The 16716-nt window shown below is 69.3% G+C and carries 20 protein-coding genes; all 20 read left to right on the top strand.

From position 1 onward, the window contains the following. Positions 1–41: 41 nt before the first annotated feature. The 20 genes from B0I32_RS16265 to B0I32_RS16165 all read left to right on the top strand — a co-directional run bounded on the left by B0I32_RS16265 (position 42) and on the right by B0I32_RS16165 (position 16698). A complete protein-coding gene (locus B0I32_RS16265) occupies positions 42–518 on the top strand; it encodes a hypothetical protein (protein ID WP_106239701.1) in 477 nt (158 codons plus the stop codon). Continuing rightward, a complete protein-coding gene (locus B0I32_RS16260) occupies positions 515–1822 on the top strand; it encodes a PBSX family phage terminase large subunit (RefSeq protein ID WP_245955857.1) in 1308 nt (435 codons plus the stop codon). Before B0I32_RS16265 ends, B0I32_RS16260 begins: the two co-directional genes overlap by 4 nt. Positions 1823–2000: 178 nt before the next feature. Then, positions 2001–2546, top strand: coding sequence for a hypothetical protein (locus B0I32_RS16255; protein WP_106239700.1), 546 nt, complete (start codon positions 2001–2003; stop codon positions 2544–2546). 38 nt (positions 2547–2584) lie between these two features. After that, positions 2585–4792, top strand: a complete 2208-nt coding sequence (locus tag B0I32_RS16250) for a hypothetical protein (RefSeq protein WP_106239697.1) — start codon at positions 2585–2587, stop codon at positions 4790–4792. Between the two features lie 20 nt (positions 4793–4812). Beyond that, the gene (locus B0I32_RS16245) at positions 4813–5097 is read left to right on the top strand and encodes a hypothetical protein (protein WP_146178180.1); all 285 of its coding nucleotides are present in this window, start codon (positions 4813–4815) and stop codon (positions 5095–5097) included. Positions 5098–5178: 81 nt separating this feature from the next. After that, entirely contained in the window at positions 5179–6696 is a 1518-nt protein-coding gene (locus tag B0I32_RS16240) for a phage portal protein (RefSeq protein ID WP_219911838.1), read from the top strand. Then, the gene (locus tag B0I32_RS16235) at positions 6689–8560 is read left to right on the top strand and encodes a phage minor capsid protein (protein WP_106239691.1); all 1872 of its coding nucleotides are present in this window, start codon (positions 6689–6691) and stop codon (positions 8558–8560) included. The genes B0I32_RS16240 and B0I32_RS16235 overlap by 8 nt, the downstream gene beginning before the upstream one ends. A 21-nt stretch (positions 8561–8581) precedes the next feature. Beyond that, positions 8582–8920: a hypothetical protein gene (locus B0I32_RS16230; protein ID WP_106239688.1), complete on the top strand. Its 339-nt coding sequence runs from the start codon at positions 8582–8584 to the stop codon at positions 8918–8920. A gap of 164 nt (positions 8921–9084) precedes the next feature. Continuing rightward, entirely contained in the window at positions 9085–9858 is a 774-nt protein-coding gene (locus B0I32_RS16225; protein ID WP_106239687.1) for a hypothetical protein, read from the top strand. Between the two features lie 5 nt (positions 9859–9863). Further along, positions 9864–10811 (top strand): major capsid protein, encoded by a 948-nt coding sequence (locus B0I32_RS16220; protein WP_106239684.1) that lies wholly within the window; start codon positions 9864–9866, stop codon positions 10809–10811. Positions 10812–10916: 105 nt separating this feature from the next. Next, complete coding sequence (locus B0I32_RS16215) at positions 10917–11273, top strand: hypothetical protein (protein WP_146178179.1); 357 nt, start codon at positions 10917–10919, stop codon at positions 11271–11273. Between the two features lie 9 nt (positions 11274–11282). Then, positions 11283–11564, top strand: a complete 282-nt coding sequence (locus B0I32_RS16210) for a hypothetical protein (protein ID WP_106239681.1) — start codon at positions 11283–11285, stop codon at positions 11562–11564. Next, positions 11564–11911, top strand: coding sequence for a hypothetical protein (locus B0I32_RS16205; protein WP_106239679.1), 348 nt, complete (start codon positions 11564–11566; stop codon positions 11909–11911). Before B0I32_RS16210 ends, B0I32_RS16205 begins: the two co-directional genes overlap by 1 nt. A gap of 2 nt (positions 11912–11913) precedes the next feature. After that, positions 11914–12291, top strand: coding sequence for a head-tail connector protein (locus B0I32_RS16200; RefSeq protein WP_106239677.1), 378 nt, complete (start codon positions 11914–11916; stop codon positions 12289–12291). Next, a complete protein-coding gene (locus B0I32_RS16195; protein WP_106239675.1) occupies positions 12288–12602 on the top strand; it encodes a hypothetical protein in 315 nt (104 codons plus the stop codon). The genes B0I32_RS16200 and B0I32_RS16195 overlap by 4 nt, the downstream gene beginning before the upstream one ends. Then, a complete protein-coding gene (locus B0I32_RS16190) occupies positions 12599–12961 on the top strand; it encodes a minor capsid protein (RefSeq protein WP_219911837.1) in 363 nt (120 codons plus the stop codon). Before B0I32_RS16195 ends, B0I32_RS16190 begins: the two co-directional genes overlap by 4 nt. Then, entirely contained in the window at positions 12958–13413 is a 456-nt protein-coding gene (locus tag B0I32_RS16185; RefSeq protein WP_106239673.1) for a minor capsid protein, read from the top strand. The genes B0I32_RS16190 and B0I32_RS16185 overlap by 4 nt, the downstream gene beginning before the upstream one ends. A gap of 75 nt (positions 13414–13488) precedes the next feature. Continuing rightward, positions 13489–13959, top strand: coding sequence for a phage tail tube protein (locus tag B0I32_RS16180; RefSeq protein WP_106239671.1), 471 nt, complete (start codon positions 13489–13491; stop codon positions 13957–13959). A gap of 3 nt (positions 13960–13962) precedes the next feature. Then, positions 13963–14442: a DUF7426 family protein gene (locus B0I32_RS16175; RefSeq protein ID WP_106239668.1), complete on the top strand. Its 480-nt coding sequence runs from the start codon at positions 13963–13965 to the stop codon at positions 14440–14442. Positions 14443–14697: 255 nt separating this feature from the next. Continuing rightward, positions 14698–16698, top strand: a complete 2001-nt coding sequence (locus B0I32_RS16165) for a phage tail protein (RefSeq protein ID WP_106239667.1) — start codon at positions 14698–14700, stop codon at positions 16696–16698. Positions 16699–16716 lie beyond the last annotated feature (18 nt).

The following is a 16716-nucleotide window of genomic DNA, read 5'->3' as shown; positions in this document are numbered from 1 at the left end:
TCACTGATCTTCTCTCACGCACCTCGGACGGGGGTCCCCTCATGGTTTCCAGCAGAAAGCGGGCACGGTCCGTCGTCGTCGCGGAGCGGCGCGCCAAGGCCGTGCAGATGCGGATCGCGGGCATCAGCCCGACGATCATCGCGGAGAACCTCGGCTACTCCAGTGGCGCGGCCGTCATCAAGGACATCACGCGCAGCCTGCAGAAGGCCGCGCAGGCCGAGCAGATGGCGTCCGAGCAGCTGCTGCAGATCGAGATCGACCGGCTGGACCGGCTCATGGCCAGCGTCTGGGGCAAGGCGCTGTCTGGCGATGTGAAGGCGGTTGACCAGGCGGAGAAGCTGATCGCGCGCCGCTGCAGCCTGCTGGGCCTGGACCTGCTCAACCGGAACGGGTCGGAGAACGCCGACATCGCCTCCCTGCTGGGCAACCTGTTCTCCAACTTGAAGGCCCGGCACGGCCAGGACGATGTGACGGTCGAGGTGGTGGACGCCATCGAGGCCGGCGAGGACCGCCCGTGAGCCTGGCGGTTGTCACGCTGTCGCCGATGCAGGAGCGCAGCATCGCTGAGTCGACGGCCCGGATCAACATCTGGACCGGCAGTGTCCGCTCCGGCAAGACCATCGCCAGTCTGCTGCGGTGGCTGATCTACGTGGCGCAGGCACCGCGTGGCGGCCACTTGGTGATCGTCGGCAAGACCGCCGACACGATCGCGCGCAACGTGTTCGAGCCGCTGATGGACCCGTCGCTGACGGGGCCGGTGGCTCGGCGGATCTTCTACACGCGCGGCGCGGTCACCGGCAACATCCTGGGCCGCCGCGTCGAGATCATCTCCGCGAACGACGTCCGGTCGGAGTCTCGGCTGCGTGGTCTGACCTGCGCGGGCGCGTACGTGGACGAGGCGACGCTGATCCCTGAGGCGTTCTGGGATCAGCTGCTCGCCCGCTGCTCCGTGCCGGGCGCGATGATCTTTGCTACGACGAACCCGGACGCTCCGAACCACTGGCTGCGCAAGAGGTTCCTGCTCCGCTCGCACGAGTTGGACCTGCGCTGGTGGCACTTCACCTTGGACGACAATCCCAGCTTGGACCCGCTGTACGTGGCCAACCTCAAGGCCGAGTACACCGGCCTCTGGTATAGGAGGTACGTCCTCGGTGAGTGGTGCATGGCTGAGGGTGCTGTCTTCGACATGTGGGACCCCGACCGTCACATCGTGCACGAACTGCCGCTCATGGAACGGTGGCTCGGCGTCGGCATCGACTACGGCACGGTGAATCCTTTCTCGGCTCTGCTCGCCGGGGTGTCCGTCCCGGACGCCACTGGCCAGCGGCGCGTCTACCTCGCCAGAGAGTGGCGGTGGGATTCCCGCGCCGAGCGCCGGCAGCTCACGGACGCCGAGTACTCGGCGAGGGTCTCGGAGTGGCTGGACGCCGTGCCCGACCCGTACGGGCCCGGCACGGTGGGTCTCCGGCCTGAATACATCGTCGTCGACCCGTCTGCGGCGAGTTTCGTCACGCAGCTGATGCACGACGGGTTGATGCCTCGGCTGGGCGATAACGCGGTGCTCGACGGCATCCGCACGGTGTCCAACCTGATCGCCAGCGACCACCTGCGGGTGCATGAATCCTGCCTGGGCTGGCTCGGCGAGGTCGGCTCCTACAGCTGGGACGACAAGAAGGCCGAGAAAGGCGACGACGCGCCGGTGAAGCTCGACGACCACTCGATCGACGCCAGCCGGTACATCCTGCACACCACGCAGGCTGCGTGGATGCCGCTGATGGAGCCCGTCCCCAACTGGGGCAAGCAGTTCCGCTTGCCCGACTGATGACTCCCACCGCCTCCACGGTGGGCCGCTCCGAACGCGCTCCCGGGACAGCGCGTCCGGAGCCGGTGCATCCCCGGCCCCTGCTGTTGAGGGGCAGCGCGGGGCCGGGGATCGCACCTCAACCACAACGTCAGGGCCGCCCGAGCGGGTGGCCCTTCTGCATGTCCGGGAGGGCACCATGCGGGAGACCGCTCGACTGACCGAGGGAAGCCACCTGGCGGCCGGCGTGGGCCGCCACGACGCCGTGAAGTGGCGCTGCCACTGGAAGGTGGAGAAGTTCCACGGTGACGACCTGACCGCCGCGCCGTACGAGGTGATCGAGCGCGAGGGCAACGCCCTCATGTACGGCGGCGCATCCGCGCTGTGGCACCGACTCACCGGTGGCAGCACCGTCGCAGCGTACGACGCGACCAACGCCCGGATCGGTGTCGGCAATGGCACCGCCGCGGCGGACCCGCTGCAGACCAACCTGCAGGGCGCGAACACGCTCCGCAAGGGCATGGACGCCACGTACCCGCAGCACGTCGATGGCGTCGACGCCGGCGGTGCGCTGCTGACGTTCCGGTCGACGTTCTCCACCGCCGAAGCGAACTTCGTGTGGGCCGAATGGGGGATCTTCAACGCCGCTGCCGGCGGCCGGATGCTCAACCGCAAGGTGGAGAACCTGGGTGAGAAGACCAGCGCCGCCTCCTGGGTGTTCACCGTTCAACTCTCCCTGGTCTGAGCCATCACGCGACTGCCTGACGGGGAGGGGAGTAGCGGGTGGCGACCATCCTGGAGGACTTCGAGGACGCAACCCTCAACCTCACCATCACGGGAGACTGGACACGGGCTCAAGGCAATGCGGCGTTCGGCAGTTGGTCGCTGCGCAGCCGCACCATCAGCGACCTGGAGTCGACGCAGGCTGTGGTGGCCATCCCAGCCCAGGCCACGTCCCTGACGTTCTACTACCGGGTCTCATCGGAAGCCGACTTCGACAAGCTCCACGTCCTGATCGACGACGTGGAGGTCCTCACCGAATCCGGTGATGTCGCCTGGGCGTCCGCCACGTACAACGTGACCGGAAAGTCGCAGGTCACGTTTCTCTACACCAAGGACGAGTCGTTCCCCAACGGCAGTGACGCGGCCTGGGTTGACCAGATCGAGTTCACCGTTCCGGACACGGGGACGCCCAAGGCCGGCGCCGACAGCGGCACTCTGACCGAGACGACCAATATCGCCCCGGTGCCGGAGGTCGCCAAAGCCAGCACCGACAGCGGCCATCTGGCCGAGGCGCGCTGGGCGAGCGAGCCCCAGGGCGGCACCATACCGCCGTCGATCCGGTCGACGTCTACGGCAGCAAGCGGCACCGCGACGTACACGATCAACAAGCCTGACGGGCTCGCTCTCAACGACATCGTGATCGGTATTCAGGCGGCGGACCGCGGTTCGACAGCGGTCATGACCGATCCGACCGGCGGCACCACCTGGCAGCTGCTGGACTCCTTGGACACGAACAACGGCATCATCCAGGCGATCCGGGTCTGGTGGAAACGCGCAGGGTCGGCCGAGCCCGGCACGTACACGTTCAAGCAGCAGGGCGGTTCAGACGGCGTCTGCCTGCTCGTCGCAATCAAGGATGCATCGCTGACGGCGGCACCGAAGCTCGTGCGTTCGACGGCTGGGACCGGCCTGAACATCACGACACCGGGCATCACCCCGGACTCGAACAGCGACGTGGAGCTCCGCCTGGTCGCGGCGTACGCGCTCGGCGTCGCCATGACCTTTGACGAGCCGGATGGGCTCACCCCGCTGACCCGCGTCCAGTCGCGGATCTACACCGTGGTGGCAGCGGCAGCCCGCACGCTGGAATCCAACGCGGCGACCAGCCCCGCGGACTTCGTTGCCTCGGTGGACGAGGTGGAATGGCGGGCTGGCTACACGCTGGCCATCACCCCGGCTGTCACCGGGCCTCCGCAGGCGGCCAAGGCGGCGTCCGACGCGGCCAGCCTGGCCGAATCCTCCGCTGTCGCCGTCCTGCCGGACGGCGAACCCATGGCAGCCGACGACACCGCGACGCTGATCGAGTCAGCAGCGGCCATGTCCGACGCCACAGCGTCGGACATGGCCGCTCTGGTCGAGGCCCCGGCCGTCGACGCCGTCCCGGGCGGCGCCGATCAGGCGGTGCTCGGTGAGACGTCGATGCTGGAGGTCGGGTGGAGCGGCGTCGACCAGGCGCACGTCATCGACACCGCCCACGTGGACGTGCAAGCCGCCGGCGTCGACTCCGGCGCGCTGGCCGAGCTGGCCGACGTCGCTAAGACGATCGGTCCGATCACCGCTGACTCTGGAACGCTGGCCGAGGCCGCCGCAGTGGCGGCGCAGGCGATGGCGGCCGACGCGGGCGCGCTGGCTGAGATGTCGATGCTGGAAGTCGGACGGCAGGCCGCCGATCAGGCGGTGCTCGCTGAGACTGCCCAGCTCGGCACCCAGACCGCTGGCGTCGACTCCGGCGTGCTGGCCGAGACGGTGAACGTCGCTAAGACGATCGGCCCGATCTCCGCCGACTCCGGAACGCTGGCCGAAGTCGCGACGGTGGAAACGCAGCTGGCGGCGGCCGACGCGGGCGCGCTCCACGAAGCGGCTTCGGCGGCGGTCGCCAAGGAAGCCAGCGACGCCGCGACGCTCGCCGAGCAGGTCTCGATCGGCCTGGCTGCATCCGACGCCGCGACGCTCGCTGAGCTCGCCGCCGTTGACGCTGCCATCGCTGGGTCGGACAGCGGCACGCTGACGGATCACGCATCGCTCGTGGTGCCCAAGTTCGCGACCGACGCCGCGGTGCTCGCCGAGCATGCCGAAGTCCTCAACATCGGGCGGGCCATCGGCGCTGTCGGTCTCATCCGTCGTGGCTGGGCTGCTCGTACGCCGCGCCGCCGCTGGGCGGCCGGGAAGCCGCGCCGGGCCTGGCGGGCGGACTCGCCCCACACGTAGGGAGGTGATCAGTGGAGCCGATGTCCTCCCTGAGCAGGGAGTTTCTGTACGTCTACGTCGAGGGCGCGACCGGCGGCGAGGGTGTGGAGGTCGCGTTCACTGTCCCCGGCGTGAAGCCGGTTGAGGACGACTGGCACCCCGCCGAGTGGGAGCCGCCGCAGGCGGACGGCGCTGACGCGAGGATCCTCGTCGGCCCCGGTGAGGGCGCTGTGGCGCTGCCGGAAGGCACCCATCAGGCGTGGGTGCGGGTGACCGCCGTCGAGGAGCAGCCCTTGCTCCCGGCCGGACTGGTCCCGATCACATGAACGACGCGAACGACGAGAGGTGGTGTGATGCCGCTCCCTACTCATGACCAGGAGTGGCCGCCCCCGCACATCCGTGCTGAGATGCGTCTGTATCGCCAGTACGGGGCCTGGTACTCGGGCGATCCTGACCGGCTCGCTGAGGTGTACGGCAACGGGGCGGTGACGCCCGGCCTGGGCCTGGACCTGAAGGGCTGGGATCGGCCGCTGCAGTGGGGCGGCGGCGCGGTAGGCCGCGTCTCGCGGTGGTTCTGGGGGTCGCCGATCCCGGCCGGGCAGTCCCGCTCGACGAAGCTGCACGTGCCGCTGGCGGCCGACATCGCGTCCAAGTCCGCGGACCTGCTGTTCTCGGAGCCGCCGACGCTGCGCGCGGCCGGGAAGAAGACGCAGAAGCGGCTCGACCAGATCCTCAACGAAGGCTCGGTGTACGCGGGGCTGCTGGAGGCTGGCGAGCTGGACAGCGCGTACGGCGGCGTCTACTTGCGGGTCGGCTGGGACACGGAGATGGCCGACTACCCGGTGGTCGACTCGGTCCCGGCGGACACGGCGGTGCCGGAGTTCCACTCCGGCCGGCTGGCGGCGGTCACGTTTTGGCGGGTCGTCGGCGAGGACCAGAAGGTCGTGTGGCGGCATCTGGAGCGGCACGAGAAGGGCCGCGTCTACCACGGCCTCTACCAGGGAGATGACTCGCGGCTGGGTCACCCGGTGCCGCTGGAGGACCATCCGGCGACGGCCGGGTTCGCGGCCATCGTGGACGCGGACGGCGGCTTCGATTCCGGCTATCAAAAGGGCTTGCTTGTTTACTACGTCCCCAACATGAGGCCGCACCGGACGCTGCGGGGGACGGCGCTGGGCCGCTCCGACTACGCCGGGGTGGAGCCGCTGATGGACGCGCTCGATGAGACGTGGACGTCGTGGATGCGGGACCTGCGGCTCGGCAAGGCCCGCATCATCGTGCCCGAGGTGTATCTGCAGAACACCGGACGCGGAAAAGGCTCGTACTGGGACCCGGACCGGGAGATCTACAGCGGGCTTGGGATGCTGCCGCCGGCGAACGGCGGCGGCAACATGATCACCGTCTCCCAGTTCGAGATCCGGGTGGCCGAGCACCAGCAGACCGCCAAGAGCCTGGTCGCGCAGATCCTGCGCGGCGCCGGGTACAGCGTGCAGAGCTTCGGTGAGGCCGGCGAAGGTGTCGAAGCGACCGCGACGGAGATCCAGTCGCGCGAGCGGCAGTCCCTCACCACTCGGGGCCGGAAGATCGGCTACTGGACGCCCGCGCTGGCCTGGTTGGGCGACTGCCTGCTGTCGGTGGATCACTACATCTACAAGAGCAAGGTCACCGCCGAGCGTCCGCAGGTCGAGTGGCCTGACGGCGTGTTCCTGGAGACCGAGGCCGTGGCCCGCACCGTGGAGATGCTGAACCGGGCGCAGGCCGCCAGCATCGACACCCGCATCCGGATGGTCCACCCGGACTGGGACGACGTCCAGGTGTCGGCGGAGATGAAGCGGCTGCGGGACGAGCTCGGCCTGAACCTCCAAGACCCGGACTCGTTCGACGAGCAGATCCTGCCGGGCCAGGACGACGACCTCGATGGCTGACGACCTGCAAGAGCAGGTGGAGGGGCGTATCTCGCTCGCCGCCGCGATCGCAGCTCAGTACGCCGAGGCGGAGACGACCCTGTTCGAGGCCATCTCCAAGGCGCTGGCCAAGGGGAACGACGCGCCGATGCAGGCGAGCGCCCGGCTCGAAGAGGTCCAGGCGCTCAGCCAGCAGGCCGAGAAGATCCTGCGGGACCTGGAGGCGCTGGCGTCCACGGCTCTCGAAGAGGGCGTCACGAAGGCGTGGCAGGACGGGTTCGAGCGGGCGAGTCAGGAGCTGGAAGGGCTCGGCGAAGGCCAGGGCATCAGCCCCAGCGCGGGCCTGGCGCAGCTGCTGAAGGAGGCGCTCGGCCTGCTGCCCGACCTGACCACGGGGGCGCTGCGGCAGGTAGGCGACATCTACCGGCAGGTGATCGCGGAGACGGCTCCGCTGGCGCTGACCGGCGCGGCCACCCGGCAGCAGGTGACGACGAAGGCGCTGCAGAAGTTCGCCGCGAAGGGCATCACGTTCTTCGACGGGAAGAACCGCACCTGGTCCATCTCCAGCTACGCGGAGATGGCGGCCAGGACCGCGATGGCGCGGGCGGCGAACGAAGGCCACCTGCAGACACTGCGGGAGAACGGCCACGACCTGGTCATGGTGTCGCGGGCGCCGTACTCGTGCCCGGTGTGCGACCCGTGGGAAGGCAAGGTGCTCTCCCAGGGCGGCGCGGCCGACGACCGGCAGGAGAAGAACGTCCTGACCGGCGAGACCATGACCGTGCACGTCGCGGGCACCGTCGCCCAGGCGCGGGCGGCGGGCCTGCAGCACCCGAACTGCAAGCACACGTTCGGCGTGTTCCTGCCGGGCCTGACGAAGCCGCCGCCGAAGCCGGAGGCGGAGGGCACGTACAAGGACACGCAGCAGCAGCGCTACCTCGAACGGCAGATCAGGGGATGGAAGCGTCGCGCGGCGGCGGCCCCGCCGGGCAGCGACGAGCGGAAGGCCGCGACCCGGCACCTGCGGGCCTACCAGGAGCAGATGAAGGAGCACCTGGACAAGACGGGCCTGCTGCGGCAAAAGGCCCGCGAACAGGTCCGGGCCGATGAGACGACGGACCCGCCGAAGCATCCGGCGCTGAAGCCGAAGCCGAAGCCGAAGGCGGCGCCGACGCCCCAGGCCGACCTGACGCAGCGGGATGACGTTGCTGAGGTGACGCCTCGTCGTTCGTCGTCGATGCGTGACGCTGCCCGCCACCGGAGCAATGAGGAAGGCGTGCAGTGGCTCCGGGCCAACATGCCTCCGATCCCTCCGAGCCGATGGCGTCCCGACGAATACGACGCGATCCACCGCTACACCGATGACGACTACGAGCGGATGAACGATGCTCTGCGGGACGGGGGCGGCAGCGATCAGACGTTGAGGCTGATCGAAAGGCTCGACAGGGCGATGACCCGGCAGAGGGTCCCTGAGCCGGTCATCGTGCACCGCGGCGTCGATTCTCGCTACACGGCGGCCAACGGCGTGAACATGGACTCCCCGGACGAGATGTACGGCATGATCGGGCGGGTACTGCGGGACAAGGCGTACATGTCCACCAGCGTGGGCAGCAGGGCCGCGTTCTCCGGCATGCCGGTTCTGTTGATGCTGCGTGTGCCGAGCGGTCACGGAGCAATCAACGTCGAAGGTCTCACGGCGCACCCGGGCGAACGAGAGTTGCTCCTGCGCCGCGATACCACGTACATCGTTCACTCGGTATACAAGGTGAAGGGGAAGTGGTTCATTGAGGCGGAGGTTGTTCCCGACGAGTGGTTCGAGGACGCGCCGCTCGACGACTGGGAGCCCGACGCTTTCGGCGACGCCCACAGAGGCTACACCTCGTGATCTTAGGGGGATGATGCAGGAATGGCTGAGAACGACGACGCGCCCATGCATCCGCGGTTCGTTGAGACGATCACCGTCGTCGGTAAGACGGCGAGCACGTACAGCAGCAAGGCCGCCCGCAAGGAGGACGTGCGCCGCGCCCCGCTGAGGGACCGGGCTGGCCAGGTCCTGGGCGAGGTGTGGACGGACGGCCGGGACGCGGCCGGGTTCGTCCCGGACGAGAACGCGGGCGTCGCCGGGATCAGGGCGCAGTCGCAGGTGTGGCGCATTCTGAAGGCTGCGTACGCCTCGGGCAGGCCCGCCGCTGACGTGCTCGACCCCGATCTGTACGCACCGGACTTCGAGCTGGCCGCCGACTAGCTCGATCTTCACCACCATCTGAGAGGCCCGCCCGGCGCGGGCCTTTGTCATATGCGGGCGCACCCCACCGGGTGCGCCTTTTTCATGCCCGCCCGCAGGCCGGGCGGAGTGCGACAGCCCGCAGGCCGGGCGGCACATCACCGATTCGCAAGGAGTGTCAGCTCATGGCAGACGAGCAGATCGAGGTCTCCTCAACCGCCGACCAGGCCGAGCAGGCCGGTCAGGCTGGCCAGGACGCGCCCGCGCCGGAGGCGGAGAACACGCCTCCCGAGCAGGCGCCGGCTGCAGAGGAGGACAAGGCCAAGCCGAACGCGCGGAAGATCGACGACCTTCCCGCGTGGGCGCAGGCCGAGCTGCGGCGTGCCCGCACCGACGCCGTGAAGTACCGCACCCAGCTGCAGGAGAAGGAGAAGACGGCCGAGCAGCAGGCCGGGCCGTCTCCTGAGGAGGTGGCGGCGCAGGCGAAGGCGGAGCTGGCGCAGCAGATCGGTAAGGCCCTCGGTCTCGTGGCCGAGGAGGAGAAGCCGGTTGACCCGAAGGAGATGGTCGAGCGGCTGAGCGCTGAGAAGGACGCCACGGCGAAGGAGCGCGACAAGGAGCGGGAGCTGCACCGCCGTGCGCTGACGGAGCTGGGTGTGCACCGTACTGCGCTGAAGCTCGGCGCGGACGGGGACGCGCTGCTCGATTCGCGCTCGTTCCTTCGATCCATCAAGGACCTCGACCCGAACGCCGACGACTTCGGCACCGCACTGGCGGAGCGGATCACGCAGGCGGTCGAGGACAACCCGAAGTTCAAGGCGGCATCGCTGAGCGGGCCGCCTGCGAGGAGCGGAGGGGAGTTCACCGGTGGGCCCGGTGGCCGTAGCTCCGACCCGGACCAGATGACCACCGATGACTTCCGCGCGGCACGCCGCCGGAAGTCCAACACCAAGGAGTAGGCCCCATGGCTAACACCTTTCTGACCCCGAGCGTGATCGCTCGTGCGGCGCTGGCCACCCTGTACGAGACCACGGTCATGGCGATGCTCGTGCACCGCGACTACGAGGAGGAGTTCGCGGCGCGCATCGGCGACACCGTCAATGTGAGGAAGCCGGCCGTTTTCCAGGCGAACGAGTACGTGCGCGCGAACGGCATCCAGATCCAGAACGCGCAGGAGACCTCGATCCCGGTCACCCTGAACCACTTCGCGGACGTGAGCTTTGCGGTCACGACCGAGGAGCTGACGCTGAAGATCGAGGACTTCGGCGTGCAGCTGCTCAACCCGGCGATGGAGGCGATCGCGCAGAAGATCGACCGCGACATCCTCGCCCTGCGGAACGACGTGCTGCAGGAGGTCGGTGTCACCGCTGAGGGTGGCGTGCAGTTCCCTGCGAACCCGGTCGGCAAGAACATGTTCGACTACAGCAACCCTCGGGTCGCGATCGACGCGCGCCGGGTGCTCAACCAGCGCAACGTCCCGTCCGCTGACCGCTACCTGGTGGTCGGCCCGGAGATCGAGGCGCTGTGGCTCGGCGATGACCTGTTCAACCGGGCGGACGCCCGCGGCGACACCGATGGCCTGCGTGAGGCGTCTCTGGGCAGGCGCGTTTTTGGTTTTGATCCTTACCAGACTCAGAACATCAAGGTCCCGGCGCAGACCACCGGCAACTCAACGACCGAGGTCGGCGTGTCTTTCCACCGGACTGCTTTCGCGCTTGTGACCCGCCCGCTCGTGCTTCCGCAGGGCGCTGCCAACGCCGCTGTCGCCAGCTATAAGGGTTTCGGCCTGCGCGTGGTCATGGACTACGACATCGACAAGAAGCAGGACGTCGTGTCGATCGACTGCCTGTACGGAACCAAGACCCTGGACCCCAACAGGGCCGTCCTGATCAAGGGCGCGGACGTCGCCTGACACAAGCCTTAAAGCTTGCGCGTCCACTGGCCCGCCCGCACGCCGGGCGGGCCTTCCATCACCCAGCCTCAGGAGGGGGCAGCGATGGGCCACAAGGTCAATTCAGTGGACGGCAGGGCGGGCGACGTCGACCTGTCCGCCGTTCGCACCTTCAGCAAGGAGTACCGCGTCGCCAAGGGCGCGGCCGGCACCTACATGGTGACCAGGCTCCCGGTCGCCTGCACGGCCATCGCCGTGCGCGCCTACCGGGCTGGCGGAAGCGGCGGCGTTGTCAACGCGCAGCGCAACGGCGGCGACCTGCTCGCCGAACCGCTGGCCACCGTCACCGACACGTGGGCGGGCTGGACGCACCTGCAGAACGTGGTGTTCGCCTCGGGCGACACCCTGTCGGTCGTCACCGCCGACCCGGCCGGAAGCCCGTCCGAGGTGGTCGTCCAGGTCGATTTCCGAGTCAACCCGTAGGGCGGCCGCATGTACGTCTACCGCAACAGCAACACCGGCGACATCTACGAGACGCCGCGCCGCTCGCTCCGGCTGGAGGCCCTGCCGAACTGGCTGCTGATCTCCGGCCCGGCCGAGGAGAAGCCCAAGGCCGCCGCCAACGGCAAGGCCGTCCCGCAGAGGCCACTCGACAGCGCGACCCGCGAGGTGTGGGTCCAGTACGCGATCGCCCGAGGCATGCCCGCGAAGGACGCCCGCGCCCTCAGCAAGGCCAGCCTCGTGAAGGAGTTCGGCCGGGAGGAGGAGGACTGATGGCGAGGACCGACCTGCCAGTCACGAAGACCACGCGCGCTGGCCACGACCTGACGGCTCCGCTTCCCACGGATGCCATCGCGGACGGGCACGCTTTCGTCAACAACAGCCGCCGCATGGTCCGAGTGAAGAACGCCGCCGCCGAAGCGCGGACCGTCACGGTGCAGATCCCGGGCCAGATCGAGGGGCAGCCGCTCCCCGACGTGCCCTACCCGGTGCCCGCCGGCGGGGACGTGCTGATCCCGCCGCTGCCCGCGATCTACAACCAGTCCGGCGGCAAGGTCTACCTGGACTACTCCGACCCAGACGGGCTGACGGTCCACGTGCTCGAACTGCCTGCGGTGTAGCCATGACGTACGCCACGGCGGATGACTACACCGAGTACACCGGCAAGCCCGGCCCGGACGACATCGACAGGCGGCTCACCCGGGCGTCGGAGCGGATCGACGAGCTGCTGTCGAACGCGATCTACGAGACCGACGCCGAGGGGTTCCCGGTCGAGCCGCATCTGGCGGACGCCGTCAGGCGGGCGACGTGCGCGCAGGCCGCGTGGACGCTGGCGGTCGGCGACGAGTTCGGCACAGCCAGCGCCTTCAAGGACGTCAGCATGGGGTCCGTCCGACTCGCTCGGGTGGACACCAAGACGGGTGAAGCTCCCCGGTACGCGCAGGACGCCGTGTCGATCCTGCTCAAGGCCGGATTCCTGATCGCGGTGATGACCTGGTGACCGCCATCCCGGACTTCATGTTCCGCCACGAGGCGGTGGTGGAGCCGCTGACCGGAGAGGGAGCGTACGGGCCGGTGTACGGCCCGCCGGAGACCCACTCGTGCCTGGCCGACGACAAGCGGCAGCTCGTCCGCGACGCCTCCGGCTCGGAGGTCGTGTCCGACACGACGGTCTACTTCCGGCCCGGCGTGGTGTGCCCGCCCGGCAGCCGGGTCACGGTCAACGGTCGCGCGAGCACGGCCATCACGTCCCTTACCCGCGACGGCGGCGGCCTGCCGACGCCTGATCATGTGGAGGTGGCGCTGAAGTGAGAGACGGCATCGACGTCGATTTGGACCTGCATCTCAACCCGGCCGCGTTCACGGAGGAGACCAAGACGGTGTCCGCGCGGGCGCTCAAGGACGGCGCGCTGCACGTGCTGTCCGTGTCGAACACGCGGGTTCCGCTCCAGGAAGGCCACCTGCAGAACTCCGGCAACGCGTCAGTGGATCGAGGCGAGATGCGCGCCTACGTGTCCTACGACCAGCCGTACGCGATCAGGCAGCACGAGGAGCTGACCTGGCAGCACGCGCCCGGACGGCAGGCCAAGTACCTGGAGACGGCGCTCGAAGAGGAAGCCGCGCAGGTGCGGGCCCTGCTCGCGCAGCAGCTCAAGGAGCTGTTCCGGTGACGCCGCCGCAGGGATGGACCCGGCAACTCCTGGAAGGGCTCGGGCAGCTCCTGGAGGACGCGGGCGCGGGCGACTGGAACCCCGAAGGTGTCTACACCGCGGCGCAGACCGCGATCACGCTGGGCGGCCTGCCGACGACGCCGGACCTGGCGATCTCGCTGGCGACGTACGGGCTCGGCCAGGGCGGCGACGACGTCGAGCAGACCGACAGCTCCGTGCTGGTGCAGGTCCGAGTGCGGGGCGGCGCGGACCCGCGCGTGGCTGACGACCTGGCCGACGCCGTGTTCAACGCGGTTCACGGCCTGGCCGAGCACCGCCTCTCGACCGGCGTGATGGTGCTGCTGGCTCAGCGGCGCATCGTGTCCCCGCACACGCGGGACGGCTCCGGCCGAGTGGAGCGCGCCGACAGCTACGAGCTGATGTGCGTCCGCCCCTCCACCCACCGGGACTGATCCCCGACCCCCTTTTCCCCTTGCCGCAAGCAATAGTGCTGGCGGCATTCCGGCATGCGCTCACAAGGAGATGAGATGACGCTGCGCAGCCTCCTCGCCAAGGACTGGGTCGTCGAGGTCAACACAGCCACCCCGGCTGTGCCGACCTGGACGCCCGTGAAGGGCCTGACGGAATTCGCCGAGGAGATCAACACCGAGACCGAGGACGACTCGGACTTCGACGGCGACGGCTGGGCCAGCCAGGTCGTCACCCAGCGCGGGTGGACGCTGACCCTCAACGGCAACCGGAAGCGGGACGCCGACGCCCCCGCGTTCGTGCCTGACCCCGGCCAGGAGTTCCTGCGCCAGGCCGGCCACGTCGTCGGCCCCGGCGCTGACGTGCACGTCCGCTGGTACCGGCGCGACGGCAGCCCGGACGCGTACGAGGGCCGAGCCGCGGTCGACTACAAGGGTGCCGGTGGCGAGACCACCGACCTGGAGCCGTTCGAGTGCGAACTGCTCGGCCAGGGCAAGCCCACCGAGATCGACAACCCGGTGGCGGCATAACTCATGGCGAAGCTCAAGGCCCTCGACGAGTTTTTCGACGACACCCTCACGCTGCCGGTCAGCGGCAGCGAGTACACCATCCCAGCGCCGGACGCGGAAACCGGCCTGCTGTGCCAGAGGCTCATGCAGGCCGGTGTCGCGGCGGCGGCCGGCCAGCAGACCGACCTGTCGGACCTGGCCGACCTGGACGACGACGAGGAGACCGACCTCTACAAGCGGTGCCTCGGCCCGGTCTATGACGCGCTGGTGGCCGACAAGGTGTCCTGGCCGAAGATCAAGCACTGCGGCGTGACCGCGTTCCTGTGGATCGCGGCCGACCTGGACACCGCGATGCGCTTCTGGGACGCCGGTGGTGTCCCGGAAGCCATGGCCCCGGACCGGGCAGCCTCCGAGGCGGCGGCGAGTACGACCCGGTCACGGGGCTCTACGAGTGGTACGAGCCGGTCCCGGCAGGCTCGGACATCACGTGGGAAAAGCTCCTGACCCACTGGGACCTGATCGAGGCCGACCTGCACAGCCACTACGGGATCGACCTCGACGAGCCGGGCCTGCTGCAGCACCGCTCCTGGCGGTGGCTCCGCACCCGGATTGTCGGCCTCCTCTCCGCTGACACGCGGCTGGCCCGCCAGTTCGCCCCTCCCCCGGACAAGGCGGCCAGCCGGTCGCGCCGCGTACGCGGCTGACCAGATCACGCAATCCATACCGCTGGCGACAAGCGACTATCCGGGGAGGTGACCCGTGGCTCTGTCGATCGGTGACCTGTACGCGACCCTGAGTCTGCGCGACAAGATGACGGGGCCGCTCGGCAAGGCCACCGCTGGCATCAAGGTTCACGCGACCGGCATCCAGGCCGCGTTCATCGCCGCGGGCCTGGCCGCCACCCGCATGGCGTCCACGGCCGCCAAGGGCGGCCAGGCGATCGTCTCGGCCGGGGCCAAGAGCAGCGTGGCGCTGGCCGGGGTGGGCGCGGCCGGCGTCGCGGTGGGCGGCGGCCTGGCGCTGGCGTTCGCGGGCGCTGTGGCGGGCATCGCGAAGCTCGGCATCTCGGCGGCGATGGCCGCGCCGCAGGTGAAGGCCGCCTTCGCCGGGCTCGGCGAGTCGGTGAAGAGCGACCTGGCGGACGCCGCGAGCGTCTTCCAGGGGCCGCTGATCGCGGCTGCTGGCCAGCTCAAGGGCATGTTCTCCTCCCAGATCGCTCCGGCGCTGCAGGGAATGTTCACGCAGCTCGCGCCGCTGGTCACGCAGTTCACGGGCGGGCTCGGGCAGATGCTCGGGCCGCTGCTGCCCGCCATCTCGGGCATCGTGGCGGCGGTCGCGCCGATGCTGTCCGTCCTGGCCGGGAGTCTCGGCCAGTTCGGTGGCCAGCTCGCCGGCTTCCTGGAGCCGGTGTCGGCCGCGCTGTCGCAGAACTCCGGCCTGCTGGCGACCCTGGTCACGGGGATCGGCGGCCTGCTGCAGGCGCTCGGGCCGCTGCTGGGCGCGTTCGTGCAGCTCGCCGGGACCGTGGCCGGGCCGCTGATGGCCGGCCTGCAGCTGATCGCTTCGACCCTGTCGGCGCAGCTCGGTCCCGTCCTGATCCAGATCGCGCCCGTGATCGGCCAGCTCGTCACGGGGCTCGCCGGGATTGTGGCTGCGCTGATCCCGCTTCTGCCGCCGATCCTGCAGCTCGCGGCAACTCTGGCAACCGCGCTGATGCCGGTGCTGACGCAGGTGGCGCAGACGATCGTCGCCGCGCTGCAGCCGGTGCTTGTCCAGCTCACGCCGGTGGTCGGGCAGATCGCTACGGCGTTCGGTCAGCTGATCACCGCTGTGCTGCCGCTGCTGCCGCCCATCGCTCAGCTGGTGGGCACGCTGGCGTCGCAGCTCATCCCCGCGATCACGCCGATCATCCCCCTGGTCGGGCAGGTGGCGGCGGCTCTGGCGGGCGCGCTGCTGTCCGCCTTCTCAGCGATCTTGCCCGCGATCACGCCGCTGCTGCCGGTGGTTGCGCAGCTGGCTCAGGCCCTGTTGCCGCCGCTGGTGCAGCTGATCAACGCTCTGTCGCCGATCTTGACGCTACTGGCGACGATCTTCGCCAAGGTGGTCGGGGCGGTGACCCCCTTCCTGCCGCCGCTGATCCAGCTCTCGACGGCGATCCTGCCGCTGCTGATCAGCATCGTGACCGCGTTCGCCAAGCTCCTGACCGGCGACTTCTCGGGCGCCTTCGAGACGATCAAGAAGGGCGTCACGACCTTCGCCACGACGATCAAGAACGCCTTCGAGAAGCTGATGACCCTTGGGCGGGACCTGGTGACCGGCATCCGCGACGGGTTCCTCTCGGCGTGGAACAGCTTCGTCGACACGATCAAGAACCTCGCCAAGGGCGCGGTTGACCTGGTGAAGGGCATCTTCGGCATCTCCAGCCCGTCGAAGGTGTTCGCCGAGATCGGCCAGCAGAACGTGCAGGGCCTGATCAACGGCATGGCACGCAAGCAGAAGGGCTTGCAGCAGATGGCCGCGCGGCTGTCCACCACGCTGCAGCAGGCCGCGCCAGGGCCGCTCACGTACGCCCCGCAGGTCCCCGTGGCCGCGCCGCCGCCGCGCGTGGCAGTCCCGGCCGGAGGCGGCGGAGCCGGGGGCGGTGGCGATGGTCGCCAGATCCACATGGTGATCAACAACCACTACCCGCAGGCAGAACCCACCTCGCGGTCGATGAACCGGGGCCTGCAGTACGCCGCAGCGGTCGGCCTCCTGTCCTGACCTCTCTCCCGCCCACGG

It is taken from the genome of Nonomuraea fuscirosea (assembly GCF_003001935.1).
Taxonomy (GTDB): Bacteria; Actinomycetota; Actinomycetes; order Streptosporangiales; family Streptosporangiaceae; genus Nonomuraea; species Nonomuraea fuscirosea.
Note: the sequence above shows the minus strand (reverse complement) of the source record. Positions and strands in the feature narration are given on the sequence as shown.

Bases quoted from the DNA above. Each gene is read 5' to 3' on its own strand.
- B0I32_RS16265 (WP_106239701.1), top strand. From the start codon at position 42: ATGGTTTCCAGCAGAAAGCGGGCACGGTCCGTCGTCGTCGCGGAGCGG.
- B0I32_RS16255 (WP_106239700.1), top strand. From the start codon at position 2,001: ATGCGGGAGACCGCTCGACTGACCGAGGGAAGCCACCTGGCGGCCGGC.
- B0I32_RS16245 (WP_146178180.1), top strand. From the start codon at position 4,813: ATGTCCTCCCTGAGCAGGGAGTTTCTGTACGTCTACGTCGAGGGCGCG.
- B0I32_RS16240 (WP_219911838.1), top strand. From the start codon at position 5,179: ATGCGTCTGTATCGCCAGTACGGGGCCTGGTACTCGGGCGATCCTGAC.
- B0I32_RS16235 (WP_106239691.1), top strand. From the start codon at position 6,689: ATGGCTGACGACCTGCAAGAGCAGGTGGAGGGGCGTATCTCGCTCGCC.
- B0I32_RS16230 (WP_106239688.1), top strand. From the start codon at position 8,582: ATGGCTGAGAACGACGACGCGCCCATGCATCCGCGGTTCGTTGAGACG.
- B0I32_RS16225 (WP_106239687.1), top strand. From the start codon at position 9,085: ATGGCAGACGAGCAGATCGAGGTCTCCTCAACCGCCGACCAGGCCGAG.
- B0I32_RS16220 (WP_106239684.1), top strand. From the start codon at position 9,864: ATGGCTAACACCTTTCTGACCCCGAGCGTGATCGCTCGTGCGGCGCTG.
- B0I32_RS16210 (WP_106239681.1), top strand. From the start codon at position 11,283: ATGTACGTCTACCGCAACAGCAACACCGGCGACATCTACGAGACGCCG.
- B0I32_RS16205 (WP_106239679.1), top strand. From the start codon at position 11,564: ATGGCGAGGACCGACCTGCCAGTCACGAAGACCACGCGCGCTGGCCAC.
- B0I32_RS16200 (WP_106239677.1), top strand. From the start codon at position 11,914: ATGACGTACGCCACGGCGGATGACTACACCGAGTACACCGGCAAGCCC.
- B0I32_RS16180 (WP_106239671.1), top strand. From the start codon at position 13,489: ATGACGCTGCGCAGCCTCCTCGCCAAGGACTGGGTCGTCGAGGTCAAC.
- B0I32_RS16175 (WP_106239668.1), top strand. From the start codon at position 13,963: ATGGCGAAGCTCAAGGCCCTCGACGAGTTTTTCGACGACACCCTCACG.